This is a genomic window from Nosocomiicoccus ampullae (genome assembly GCF_019357495.1).
Classification (GTDB): domain Bacteria; phylum Bacillota; class Bacilli; order Staphylococcales; family Salinicoccaceae; genus Nosocomiicoccus; species Nosocomiicoccus ampullae.
In genome coordinates this window covers 1,156,362-1,170,154 of record NZ_CP079110.1, presented here as the reverse complement: position 1 = coordinate 1,170,154, position 13,793 = coordinate 1,156,362, and the positions used below count along the sequence as shown (strand labels likewise).

The following is a 13,793-nucleotide window of genomic DNA, read 5'->3' as shown; positions in this document are numbered from 1 at the left end:
CATGTTTAAAGACGATAGCTATATGTTACACACAGATTTGTATCAAATCAATATGGTAAAAACATATTTCGACAAGGGTATTCATAATAGACGTGCTATTTTTGAAGCATATTTTAGATTAATGCCATTTGAGAATGGGTATGCAGTATTTGCAGGGCTTGAACGTATCATTGATTACATTGAAAACTTAAGATTTACTGATTCAGATATCGAATACTTAAAAAGTTTAGGCTATGAAGATGAATTCTTAGATTACTTAAAGAAATTTCATTTCACAGGGACAATTCGTGCGTTTAGAGAAGGGGATATTTGTTTTAATAACGAACCACTCATTCAAGTAGATGCACCACTTGCAGAGTGCCAATTAATTGAAACAGCAATTTTAAATATTATTAACTTCCAAACATTAATTGCAACAAAAGCAAGTCGTATTCGAGAGCTGGTACCAAATGATCAGTTAATGGAATTTGGAACACGTCGTGCACAAGAGTATGACGCGGCAATTTGGGGAGCACGTGCAGCGATTATCGGTGGATTTGATGGAACATCAAACGTCCGTGCTGCTAAGAAGTTTGGTTTAACTCCAACAGGTACACATGCTCACGCGCTTGTTCAAACATTTGGTGATGATTATTCTGCGTTTAAAGCTTATGCAGATACTCATAAAAATTGTGTGTTTTTAGTCGATACATTTGACACATTAAAGTCGGGAGTTCCTACTGCAATTAAAGTTGCAAAAGAATACGGGGACAAAATTAACTTTGTCGGTATTCGTTTAGACTCTGGAGATATTGCGTATCTATCAAAAAAAGCGAGAAAAATGCTAGATGAAGCTGGGTTTACAGATGCAAAAATCGTTGTCTCTAACGACTTAGATGAATATACAATTCAGTCATTACTCACTCAAGGTGCTAAAGTAGATAGCTATGGTATTGGAACTAAACTTATTACCGCATATGATCAGCCAGCACTTGGCGCTGTATATAAGTTATGTGCGATTGAGGATGAAGATGGTCACTTAGTTGATCGTATGAAAATTTCAAGTAACGTTGAAAAATTAACGAATCCAGGTAAAAAAGAAGTGTATCGTATTATTAACAATGACACTAAAAAATCTGAAGGAGATTATATTACACGTGTCGGTGAGGAAATTGATCATTCATCACCTTTATTTATGTTTGACCCAGTTTATCCAGTAAAACGTAAATATGTTAAAAACTATACTGCAGTAAAAAAGTTATATGATATTTTTATTGACGGTAAACTTGTTTACGAGTCACCATCAATTGAAAAAATGAATCAATTAAGAATAGCTAGCTTAGACGAATTATGGGAAGAAAACAGACGTCTATTAAACCCTCAGATTTATCCTGTGGATTTAAGCTTACAATTATGGGAAGACAGACAATCGCTAATTGAAGAAATTGCTGAGCGTGATATTGATGAATGATATTCAACAAAATATTATAAAAGAATTACATGTGAAGCCTACAATTAATGTAAAAGAAGAAGTTCGTGAAATTATTGACTTTTTAAAAGGGTATAAATATAATCATGACTTCATTAAAAGTTTTGTGTTAGGTATTAGCGGTGGACAAGATTCTACATTACTCGGTAAGTTTGCACAAATGGCAGTAGAAGAACTTCGTACTGAAGGAAAAGAAATAGAGTTTTACGCGGTGCGATTACCGTACGGTGAACAACTTGATAGTCAAGACGTCGATGACGCGATAATCTTTATACAACCAGATTACGATGTAACTATAAATATAAAAGAATCTGTTGATAGTGGTGTAAAAGCCTTAAATGACGCAGGTTTTAATATCAGTGATTTTGTGATTGGTAACGAAAAAGCACGTGAACGTATGAAAGTACAATATGCGATTGCTGCAGATAAAAAAGGTGTTGTACTTGGCAGTGATCATGCTGCAGAAGCGATTACTGGATTTTACACAAAATTTGGTGACGGTGCAGCAGATCTTATGCCCCTTACTGGTTTAAATAAACATCAAGGCCAGCAAATTTTAAAATATTTAAATTGTCCAGAACATTTATATTTAAAAATACCGACGGCAGATTTAGAATCTGATCGCCCACTTTTAAGTGATGAAGAAGCACTACAAGTCAGTTATGGACATATCGATGACTTTTTAGAAGGTAAAGAAGTACCGAAAGAAGCATTTAATCGCATCCTTCATTTATATAAAACGAGTCAACATAAACGAGACAAAGCGTACCACCGCTATAATTTACCGCAAAATATGGAGGAATAATGATTGCTACAATTAATTAGTGAAAATGCGTGGCTGATGGTGCTGACGATTTTTATCATCAATATTTTTTACGTGACGTTTTTAACGATGCGTACAATATCTACGTTAAAAGGATATAAATATGTTGCAGCACTACTCAGTATTTTTGAAACACTTATCTATATTATTGGTCTCGGTTTAGTTTTAGATAACTTAGACAAACCAATTAACATACTCGCATACGCGTTTGGTTTTGGAACGGGAATTTTACTCGGTATTCGTATTGAAGAAAAACTTGCACTTGGTTATCAAGTTGTTAACGCAATTACTGCAGAAAAAGATAAAGATTTACCGATGCAGTTGAGAAATTTAGGTTACGGAGTGACGCATGGTTATAGTTACGGCCGTGACGGTGAACGTACGACGATGCAAATACTAACGCCAAGACGACACGAGAAAAAATTAATCAGTACTATTGTAGAACTTGACCCAAATGCATTTATCGTGTCATATGAACCAAAATCAATTCACGGTGGTTTCTGGACGAAAGGTGTACGTAATCGTCAAGTCGCTTCGTATGAAATAGAAGAAGTAGAAGAAATTTTAGAAGAAGTCGGTCATCATGAAAAATAAAAAGAAGTTAAAAAAGAAAAAATTTGAAGTTACAAAAGATAAAACGATTGAATCAGTGTTACAACAAATGCGTGAAGAAGGCTATATGCCAGTGAGACGCATGGAAAAACCGGTGTTTAAAGAGACTGATCACGGAGTAGAAGTCAGTCATCAAGAAATTATATTCGAAGGTAAATTAATCGAAAATAAGTAAAGGACGTGTCGTACATGATTTCTCGCTATACTCGAGAAGAAATGGCTAATATTTGGACTGAAGAAAATAAGTTTCGTGCATGGCTAGAAGTAGAGATTTTAGCAGCTGAAGCATGGGCAGAAATCGGAGAAATTCCAATGGATGAAGTAAAACAACTCCGTCCGAATGCTAAAATTGATATTGACCGAATTAAGGAGATTGAAGCAGAAACACGCCATGATGTCGTTGCGTTTACACGACAAATTTCTGAAACGTTAGGACCAGAGAAAAAATGGGTACACTATGGTCTAACATCGACAGATGTTGTCGATACCGCTCAAGGATATTTAATTAAACAAGCAAACGATGTTATCGAAAATGATCTCAATGAATTTTTAGACGTATTAAAAGAAAAAGCAAACGAGCATAAATACACGTTAATGATGGGACGCACACATGGTATTCACGCTGAACCAACATCTTTTGGCATTAAACTTGCATTATGGTATGAAGAAATGAAGCGTAACTTAGAGCGTTTTAAATTCGCTAGAGAAGATATAGAAGTCGGTAAAATGAGTGGAGCTGTTGGAAACTTTGCGAATATTCCACCTGAAATTGAAGAGTATGTTTGTAAACATCTCGGTTTAGATTATGCACGTGTATCTACGCAAACACTCCAACGCGACCGTCACGCTCATTACATTTCAACACTCGCGTTAATTGCAACGTCTGTAGAAAAGTTTGCTGTTGAAGTACGTCATTTACAGCGTAGTGAAGTTCGAGAAGTAGAAGAAGCATTTAGAAAAGGTCAAAAAGGATCCAGTGCAATGCCACATAAACGTAATCCAATAGGGTCAGAAAACGTAACTGGTATTGCGAGAGTGATTCGCGGATATGTGACGACAGCGTTTGAAAACGTACCACTATGGCACGAAAGAGATATCTCTCATTCAAGTGCAGAGCGTATTATGCTTCCTGACGTAACGATTGCGTTAAACTACATGCTAAATCGTTTTAAAAATATCATTAAGAATTTAGTCGTCTTTGAAGATAATATGAAAAACAATATTGAACAGTCGTATGGGCTTGTGAACTCTCAACGTGTCATGCTCGGTTTAATTGACAAAGGACTGTCACGTGAAGCGGCGTATGACCTCGTACAACCACGTGCAATGGAAGCTTGGAAAAATAAAAAAGCACTCCAACCGTTAATTGAGAGTGATGAAGAAATTACAAAACATCTATCTCAAGAAGATATTGACGATGCATTTGATAATAAACATTATTTAAAATCAGTGGACCGTATTTTTGAAAGAGTCGGTATATAATTATTAAACTCAGACAAGTCTTTGTCTGAGTTTTTATTTTCATATGAGTACATTTAGAATGACATATAAAAAAATGCTATAATTATAATATTGAATTTTATGGAGGATACTTATGTTAAACGACGTAAAACATATCTTTAAGTTAGATCCAGCGAAAGAGATTAGTGACGAAGAATTAGAAGAATTAGCTGAAAGTAAAACAGATTTAATTGTAGTCGGTGGGACAGATAATGTTACAGAAGATAACGTTTTAGACTTACTCGCGCGTGTACGTCGTTACAGTGTACCGTTAGCACTTGAACTTTCAAACACACATTCAGTCATTGGTGGGTTTGATCATTATTTCATTCCTGTCGTGTTTAATACGACGAATATGAAGTATCATAACGGACTACTCGTTGAAGCATTAAATGAGTATCATGAAATTATCGATTACGATGAAGTATCAATACTACCGTACATTATTTTAAATGAAGATTGTAAAGCATTTAAAAAAGCAGAATGCTATTTACCAGATAATGAGACATTAACAAGTCTTGTCACGATGATTGATCAGTTATATAAATCAGAGTACATATATATAGAATGTAGTGGGAAATTAATAAGTGTTGAACAGTTAAAATCAATTTCAGAACTTGTAAATAACAGTCATTTAATTTACGGCGGAGGTATTAAAACTCGCGAGGAGTTTAAAGAGAGAAAGCCTTACGCAGAAACATTAGTCGTTGGAAATTCTATTTATAGCGACTTTAAACATGCATTAAAAACGACAAATGAGGTAGAGTAATGGATTTATCTTTAATGAATAAAGCACAACGTGAAGCAATCACAACAACAGAAGGTCCAGTCCTTGTGATGGCAGGAGCTGGAAGTGGTAAAACACGTGTCTTGACGCACCGTATTGCATACTTATTACAAGAAAAAGATGTACCGAGTTATAATATATTAGCAATTACATTTACAAATAAAGCTGCAAAAGAAATGAAAGAGCGTGTTGACAAACTTATAGAAGAAGACACGTCACAAATGTGGATTTCAACATTCCACGCCATGTGCGTAAGAATTTTACGCCGAGATATTGATAAGCTTGGATACGACAGAAGTTTTTCTATTTTAGATACGACAGATCAATTAAATGTTGTTAAAGATGTTTTAAAATCGATGAATTTAGATCAAAAGCAGTATCCACCTCGTCAATTTTTAAATGCAATCTCGAATTTTAAAAATGCGTTAATTACTGAAAAAGAAGCAAAAGAGAATGCATATGACTTTAGAGAGAAGTTAAATGCAGATATTTACTCAGCATATCAAGAGGTATTATATCGAAATAGTGCATTAGATTTTGATGATCTCATTATGCTTACGATTCAATTATTTGAAAAAGAATCTGGTGTTTTAAACTACTATCAAACGAAGTTTCAATATATTCATGTCGACGAATATCAAGATACAAACCACGCACAATATAAACTCGTTTATATGCTCAGTCAAAAATACGAAAATATTTGTGTCGTTGGTGATAGCGACCAGTCAATTTATAAATTCCGCGGTGCGGATATTATGAATATTTTAAACTTCGAAGAAGATTATGATAACGTTAAGACAATTTTACTTGAAGAAAACTACCGCTCACACCAGCGTATTTTAGATGCAGCAAACAATGTCATTGAAAATAATACGAGTCGTGTGCCGAAAAACTTAGTCACAAGTCGTGGTAAAGGTGAAAAGATTACATCAATTGTTTCACAAAATGAACGTGAAGAAGGTCAGCGTATCGTTAAACAAATTCAAAAACTTAAAAATGAAGGATATAACTTTAGCAATATGGCTGTATTATATCGTGCGAACTCTCAGTCACGTGCAATTGAAGATGCACTTGTTAAATCGTCACTTCCATATAATATGGTTGGGGGTATGAAGTTCTATCAGCGTAAAGAAATTAAAGACTTAATGAGTTACATGAAAGTCGTCTTAAACGTGCATGATGATATTGCGATGGAAAGAATTATAAATACACCAAAACGAGGTATTGGTCCAAAGACGATAGACACACTAAGAAATCACGCGAGAAGTTTAGAATCGAGCATTTATGACGCAATTAAAGATGCAGACTTCATTGGACTATCAAAAAAGAATGCTGAAAACTTGGCGAATCTTTTAGAAGTGCTTGAAAACTTAAAAGAAAAATCTAAATTTATGACAATTACTGATTTAGTCGATGAAATACTACATGATACTGGATACGTCGATATGCTCATTAAAGAAAACACGTTAGAAAGTAATTCTCGTATTGAAAACTTAGAAGAGTTTAAAACTGTTACAAAAGAATTCGATGAAACACATGAAATCGGCGACGAGTTACTCTTTGACTTTTTAAGTGATATGGCACTCGTTAGTGACCAAGATAATGTTGATGATTTAGATGCGGTGACTTTAATGACCATTCACGCATCAAAAGGACTAGAATTTAAAGTAATTTTCATCGTTGGATTAGAAGAAGGGTTATTCCCGTCATTTAGATCTATGGATACTGAGGAAGAATTAGAAGAAGAAAGAAGACTAATGTACGTTGCGATTACGCGTGCGATGGAGCGTTTAATTATTTCACGTGCGACGACACGTACAATTTTCGGTAAAACAAATAATGCGATGGAAAGCCAGTTCTGGTCAGAAATTCCTGCGGATTTAATTGAAGGTGAAGACTTAATTTCTGTTTATACCGGCGCAACTAAAAAACGTAAGCCTCGTGCAAAAAGCCAAGTATTTACAAATAACTCTGGTGTATCGTTTAATATTGGTGATAAAGTGACCCATCAGACATTTGGTGACGGTATGATAACGGCTATTAACGGTTCTGGGGATAGTGAAGAGTTAGATATCGTATTCTCTAAAGCTGGACCAAAACGTTTACTTGCGAAATTTGCACCAATTGAGAAGAAGGACTGATTGTATATGGAAAAAAGAATGAGGGAGTTAGAAACACTTCTCACAAAATATAATTATGAGTATCACGTGTTAGATAATCCTTCAATATCTGACCACGAGTATGATCAATTATTCCACGAGCTATTAGATTTAGAAGAAAAACATCCAGAATTAAAAAGTGATACGTCTCCGACAACTAGAGTCGGTGGCGTTGTACTAGATAAGTTTGAAAAAGTGTCACATGAGACAGCGATGTTGTCTTTATCTAATGCATTTAACGAAGAAGATTTACGCGCATTTAACGATCGTATCGAAAAAGCGGTTGGTAAAGTGGAATATATGTGCGAGTTAAAAATTGATGGTCTTGCAGTATCACTTTTATATAATGATGGAAAACTTATTCAAGGTGCAACACGTGGTGACGGAACAGTAGGAGAAAATATAACTGCGAATTTAAAAACAATTCACGCAATCCCATTAACGACAAATTTAACTGAACAATTTGAAGTACGTGGGGAGGCATATATGCCTAAAAGTGCGTTTGAGAAACTAAATAAAGTGCGTGAAGAAAACAACCAACAAGTGTTTCAAAACCCTAGAAACGCAGCTGCTGGAAGCTTGCGTCAGTTAGATACTAGTCTCACAAGTAAAAGACATTTATCAATATTTTTATATGGTACGACACGCCCTGAAATTTTAAACGTTAACTCACAAAGTGCAGCACTCGATAAGTTAGATGAGTTAGGGTTTAAAACGAATCAAGAGCGCGCAGTAAAAAAAGATATCGATGGTGTTATTGAATACGTCAATTACTGGGTAGAACATCGAAATGACTTACCATATGAAATAGACGGTATCGTAATTAAAGTCAATGATTTGAAATTACAAGAGGAAATTGGTTACACAGTACGTTCACCAAAGTGGGCGACTGCGTATAAATTTCCAGCTGAAGAAGCAAAAACTAAAATATTAGATATTGAACTTACTGTCGGTCGTACAGGTGTTATTACACCGACTGCGATTTTAGAACCAGTAAGAGTGGCAGGAACAACAGTATCACGTGCATCTCTACATAACCATGAACTAATAGAAGAAAAAGATATTCGTATTAACGACACTGTAATTATCCATAAAGCGGGAGATATTATCCCTGAAGTTGTGAGAGTGGTATATGAAGAGCGTTCTGACCAAGAAGTTTATGAAGCACCGACCACTTGTCCATCATGCGGCCATGAAGCAGTGAAGTTAGATGAAGAGGTTGCGATTCGCTGTATTAACCCGACATGTCCAGCACAAATTGTTGAAGATATTATTCACTTCGCGTCACGCGGGGCAATGAATATCGATGGTCTTGGTGAGAAGTTTGTTCATCAGTTATATGACGCAGAACTTATTAAGGACGTGGCGGATTTATATACGTTAGAAAAAGAAAAACTCGTTAAACTCGAACGTGTGGGCGAGAAAAAAGCGACGAATTTATTAAGTGCGATTGAAAATTCTAAATCACAACCGCTTCAAAAATTATTATTTGGTCTTGGTATACGATTCCTTGGCCAAAAAGCATCCCGTCTCATCGCAGAAGAATATTTAACGATGGATAACGTTATGGAGAAGACGAAAGATGAATTGATTGAAATTCCTGAAATTGGAGAAGTTATCGCAGATTCTATCGTGACATATACGTCTAACGATGACTTTAAACACTTAATAGAAAAGCTAAAAGCAGAAAACGTTAATATGACTGAAGAAGTAGAAGAAAACGAAAGTAATCAATTTGACGGTATGACATTTGTATTAACTGGTAAATTAGTAGAAATGACACGTAACGAAGCGAAAGAAAAAATCGAGTTAAACGGTGGTAAAGTGACAAGTAGTGTTTCAAATAACACAGATGTCGTTGTTGCAGGAAGTGATGCTGGATCTAAACTCGACCGTGCGAGAGAATTAGAGATTACAGTGTGGTCTGAACAAGATTTACTCGAAAGATTAGGAGGTTAACAGATGAAAAAACTAGTCACAACGATGACACTTGGAACACTTATTTTAGCAGCTTGCTCAAATAGCTCTGTAGACGTTGAAAACGCAGCAGAAAATAATGAACAAAATGAAAATATACAGACAGTTCCAAGAGAAGATGTTCAAGACAGTGTCACAAAGAGTACGTCTAAAGAATATTATCAATCTGTTTTACCTTATGAACTTTCACCTGCACGAGGATTGACGAGTTCTAATATGGTTTCAACTTATAATATGGAGGCGTTCGAGAAAGGCTTATTCGAATTATCTAAAGGAGTCTTTAGTACAGATGATTATGTCTTTCGTGAGGGACAGATTATGTCCGAAGAAATGACTCGAGAATACTTAAAGCGCCAATACTCTGAAGAACAAATTGAAGAGATGGATGAAGACGAGTTAAAAAAGACAGGTGCATTTAGTAACCTCGGATTAAATCCGTCGAGTAACGGTGAAACAGATCCTGAAAAACTTGCAAAAAATGCACCGATCTATTTATCACATATTTTAGAGCAAGATTATTTAAAAGTTGATGAAGATGGCAATCAGTCATTTGAAGGGATTACATTTGGTCTTGCGATGAATAGTGAGTACTTATATCAAAAAGAGCAGTACGGTACGACATATGAAGAAGAGCTTGACTTAGAAGAAGTGAAAAAACAAGGTGAAGAAATGGCACGTGAAATGTTAGAGCGTTTACGTGCAAATAGCGATTATGCTGATAAAAAAGTAATGTTTGCGGTGTTCATTCAGTCAAAAGGTACAGATATTATTCCTGGGAACTTCGTATCCTATGCAGTCGTTGATCCAGGAGAAGAAAAAATCGATAAATTTGAAACTATTGATGAAAAAAATGTCTTACTTCCATCCAATGACAAATCAGTACCTGAAGAAATAAACAATGAATACCGTGCGTTTAATAGAGAATTAGAAAGCTACTTTAAATCATTTACAACAAGTGTCGGTAGAGGTGTCATGCGTGATGGTAAGCTTGAAGAATTATCGATAGAAATTCCATTTGAATATGAATCACGCGGTGAAATGATTGGGATTAGTCAATTTGTTCATGAACTTGTCGAAAAACATTTTGGTAATACAAAGGTCACTGCAAAGATTCAAGATAAATCAAAAGTGTACGCAACGATTACGTCAAACGGCGACGATGATGTTCAGCTCTACATTATGGAATAATAAATATTAGAATAAATATAAAATTTTTGATAAAATTATAAAGTGTTTCATAAAGGAGGATAATCATGGCTGAAGTAACTAAAGAAGATATTCTGAGTATGGCGGATGTCGCTAAAATCGAACTTACAGACGAAGAAGTCAGTCGATATACTGAATCAATTAGCGATATTATTACACGTGCAGAAGATTTAAAGAATATGGATTTAAAAGACGTTGAACCTGCAACGCATCCATTAGAAATTTACGACGTTGTACGTGAAGATGTTCCGAACAACCAAGTACCATTAGAAGAAGCGCTATTAAATTCAGAATCAACAGAAGAAGGTCAATTTAAAGTACCGAAAATGATTTCCTAGGAGGGTCATTGTGACTAATATTCATAACTTAACGGTTGAAGAAATCGTTTCTAAAATCGACAATAAAGAACTAAAACCTTCAGAAGTCGTTGAAGGATTATATGATAGAATTGACGCACATGATAACGATATTAAATCGTTCATTCGTCTTACTAAAGAAGAAGCACTTGAAGCAGCGACTAAATTAGACGAACTTCAAGAAAAAAATGAGATGACTGGTAAATTATTCGGGGTACCTGTTGGTATTAAAGACAATATTTTAACTAAAGGTATCACGACTACAGCAGCATCTAAAATGCTAGAAAACTTTAACCCAATTTACGATGCGACGGTTGTTAAAAAATTACAAGATGAAAACTCAGTAAGCCTTGGTAAGTTAAACTTAGATGAGTTTGCGATGGGTGCTACAACTGAGACATCTTACTTTAAGAAAACAACGAACGCTTGGAATAGTAAGCTCGTTCCAGGTGGATCTTCTGGTGGATCAGCTGCCGCTGTTGCAGCAGGATTCGTTCCAGCAGCACTTGGTACAGATACTGGAGGTTCAATCCGCCAACCAGCAAGCTTTAATGGTGTCGTCGGTATGAAGCCAACATATGGTAGAGTATCACGCTTTGGTGGAATTGCATTTGGTTCATCATTCGATGCGATTGGACCAATTACACGAACTGTTAAAGACAATGCGATTTTACTCGACGTATTAAGCGGTGTTGATGAGTTTGATGGTACGTCAGCAGACGAAGAAGTAAACGTTCTTGAAAATATTGACAATGACATTAAAGGGTTAAAAATCGCAGTCGTAAAAGAGTTTATGACTGATGATGTGAACGCTGAAGTACGTGAAAGTGTTGAAAAAGCAGTTGAAACATTTAAATCACTTGGTGCTGAAGTTGAAGAAATAAGTATCGATCATTTAGACAAAGTGATTTCAATTTATGAAATCGTAAGTTCAAGTGAAGCATTCTCTAACTTAGCACGTTTTGACGGAATTCGTTTTGGATACCGTGCAGAAGCAGAAAATCTAGAAGATTTATATAAGAAAACACGTGGCGAAGGCTTCGGTGAAGAAGTGAAACGCCGTATTATTTTAGGAACTTACATGTTACAAGCGGGTCACTTTGAAGAGTATTTCGAGCAAGCACAAAAAGTACGTCGCTTAATCATAGAACAATTTGCGGACGTATTCTCTAAATATGATCTTGTTTTAGGACCTACAACGGCAGCACCAGCGCATGAATTTGAAAAACCAGATGACAATGTGTGGATGACAGACGTCTTAACAATTCCAGCGAACTTAGCAGGACTACCAGCACTTTCACTGCCATGTGGTTTAACTGAAGATAATCGTCCAATCGGATTACAGCTCATTGGAAATCACTTTGAAGAAGGTAAGATTTACAATGCAGCATATAAATTCGAACAACAATTTAATCTTCACGATGAATTAAAAAATCTCACATTGGAGGTTAAATAAATGCATTTTGAAACAGTAATCGGACTCGAAGTTCACGTCGAGTTAAATACAAAATCAAAAGTATTCTCAGGTGCACCGTCACACTTTGGTGCAGAACCGAATACGAATCTATCTGTTATGGAACTCGCTCATCCCGGTGCGTTACCAGTCGTTAATAAAACGGCAATCGAGTATGCAATGAAAGCAGCACTTGCTTTAAACATGGAAATCCCATCAGTGACTCGTTTTGACAGAAAGCATTATTTCTACCCAGATAACCCAAGTGCTTACCAAATCACACAAGATAAAGAACCAATCGGTGAGCATGGGCATATCGAAATTGAGGTCGATGGTAAAAAGAAAAAAATCGGTATTACACGTCTTCACTTAGAAGCAGATGCGGGTAAATCAGTCCATAAAGACGACCACTCACTTGTAGATTTAAACCGTCATGGTTCAGCACTTGTAGAGATTGTTTCGGAACCAGATATCCGTACACCTGAAGAAGCGTACAAATATTTAGAGAAACTAAAATCAATCATTCAATATACAGGTGTATCTGACGTTAAAATGGAAGAAGGATCACTGCGTGCAGACGCGAACATTTCAATTCGTCCATACGGACAAGATGAATTTGGTACAAAAACAGAGTTAAAAAACTTAAATTCATTTAACCACGTACGTAAAGGATTAGAATTCGAAGAAAAACGTCAACAACAAGTTCTAATGTCTGGTGGAGAAATCGAGCAAGAAACGAGACGTTTCGATGAAAAATCTGGCGAAACAATTTTAATGCGTGTTAAAGAAACAGCAGACGACTACCGTTACTTCAGAGATCCAGACCTTGGACCAGTGAGAATTAGTGACGAGTGGAGAGAGTCTGTACGTGAGAGTATTCCAGTACTTCCAGACGAGTTAAAAACACGTTATATTGAAACTTACGGTTTACCAGAATACGACGCAGATATTTTAACACTCACAAAAGAACATTCAGACTTCTTTAACGAGATGGTTGAAACACATCAAGCAGATCCTAAACTTGCATCAAACTGGATTATGACAAGTGTGAACGAGTACTTAAATAAACAACAAGTAGAACTTCACGACACAGAAATCACACCGAAAAACTTAGCTGAAATGATCGGACTTATTGAAGACGGTACGATTTCAAGTAAGCAAGCGAAAAAGTTATTCACTGAACTAATTAAAAACGGTGGAGAAGCAAAAGAAACAGCTAAAAAACTCGGTATGGAGCAAATTTCTGATCCAAAAGTACTTGGTGAAATGGTTGAAGAAGTACTTAATGAAAATCCACAATCAATTGCTGACTTTAAGGATGGTAAAGACCGTGCGATTGGCTTCTTAGTTGGACAAATTATGAAGAAATCACGCGGACAAGCCAACCCACAAATGGTAAATAAAATTCTTTTAGAAGAAATTAATAAGAGATAAAAATTAAAAAAAGACTTT

12 protein-coding genes are annotated in these 13,793 nt (G+C 35.8%); all 12 read left to right on the top strand.

What is annotated here, in order from left to right; genetic code table 11:
• Nucleotide 1 precedes the first annotated feature (1 nt).
• Entirely contained in the window at nucleotides 2-1,450 is a 1,449-nt protein-coding gene (locus tag KPF49_RS06120) for a nicotinate phosphoribosyltransferase (protein ID WP_183675096.1), read from the top strand.
• A complete protein-coding gene (nadE, locus tag KPF49_RS06115) occupies nucleotides 1,443-2,273 on the top strand; it encodes an NAD(+) synthase (protein WP_183675094.1) in 831 nt (276 codons plus the stop codon). The genes KPF49_RS06120 and nadE overlap by 8 nt, the downstream gene beginning before the upstream one ends.
• A gap of 36 nt (nucleotides 2,274-2,309) precedes the next feature.
• A complete protein-coding gene (locus KPF49_RS06110) occupies nucleotides 2,310-2,885 on the top strand; it encodes a DUF2179 domain-containing protein (protein WP_183675181.1) in 576 nt (191 codons plus the stop codon).
• The gene (locus KPF49_RS06105) at nucleotides 2,875-3,078 is read left to right on the top strand and encodes an NETI motif-containing protein (protein WP_183675091.1); all 204 of its coding nucleotides are present in this window, start codon (nucleotides 2,875-2,877) and stop codon (nucleotides 3,076-3,078) included. The genes KPF49_RS06110 and KPF49_RS06105 overlap by 11 nt, the downstream gene beginning before the upstream one ends.
• Nucleotides 3,079-3,092: 14 nt before the next feature.
• Nucleotides 3,093-4,385: an adenylosuccinate lyase gene (gene purB / locus KPF49_RS06100; protein ID WP_183675089.1), complete on the top strand. Its 1,293-nt coding sequence runs from the start codon at nucleotides 3,093-3,095 to the stop codon at nucleotides 4,383-4,385.
• A 112-nt stretch (nucleotides 4,386-4,497) separates the two neighbouring features.
• Nucleotides 4,498-5,172: a heptaprenylglyceryl phosphate synthase gene (gene pcrB / locus KPF49_RS06095; protein WP_183675087.1), complete on the top strand. Its 675-nt coding sequence runs from the start codon at nucleotides 4,498-4,500 to the stop codon at nucleotides 5,170-5,172.
• Nucleotides 5,172-7,331, top strand: a complete 2,160-nt coding sequence (gene pcrA, locus KPF49_RS06090; protein WP_183675085.1) for a DNA helicase PcrA — start codon at nucleotides 5,172-5,174, stop codon at nucleotides 7,329-7,331. Before pcrB ends, pcrA begins: the two co-directional genes overlap by 1 nt.
• 6 nt (nucleotides 7,332-7,337) lie before the next feature.
• Entirely contained in the window at nucleotides 7,338-9,308 is a 1,971-nt protein-coding gene (ligA, locus tag KPF49_RS06085) for an NAD-dependent DNA ligase LigA (RefSeq protein ID WP_183675083.1), read from the top strand.
• Nucleotides 9,309-9,311: 3 nt separating this feature from the next.
• Nucleotides 9,312-10,514 carry a CamS family sex pheromone protein gene (locus tag KPF49_RS06080; RefSeq protein ID WP_183675081.1) on the top strand — a complete coding sequence of 401 codons (1,203 nt, stop codon included), beginning with the start codon at nucleotides 9,312-9,314 and terminating at the stop codon, nucleotides 10,512-10,514.
• Between the two features lie 65 nt (nucleotides 10,515-10,579).
• Nucleotides 10,580-10,870, top strand: coding sequence for an Asp-tRNA(Asn)/Glu-tRNA(Gln) amidotransferase subunit GatC (gene gatC / locus KPF49_RS06075; RefSeq protein ID WP_183675079.1), 291 nt, complete (start codon nucleotides 10,580-10,582; stop codon nucleotides 10,868-10,870).
• A 19-nt stretch (nucleotides 10,871-10,889) separates the two neighbouring features.
• Nucleotides 10,890-12,344 carry an Asp-tRNA(Asn)/Glu-tRNA(Gln) amidotransferase subunit GatA gene (gene gatA / locus KPF49_RS06070; RefSeq protein WP_183675178.1) on the top strand — a complete coding sequence of 485 codons (1,455 nt, stop codon included), beginning with the start codon at nucleotides 10,890-10,892 and terminating at the stop codon, nucleotides 12,342-12,344.
• Nucleotides 12,345-13,775 carry an Asp-tRNA(Asn)/Glu-tRNA(Gln) amidotransferase subunit GatB gene (gene gatB / locus KPF49_RS06065; RefSeq protein WP_183675077.1) on the top strand — a complete coding sequence of 477 codons (1,431 nt, stop codon included), beginning with the start codon at nucleotides 12,345-12,347 and terminating at the stop codon, nucleotides 13,773-13,775. It abuts the gene before it with no gap.
• Nucleotides 13,776-13,793: the final 18 nt, after the last annotated feature.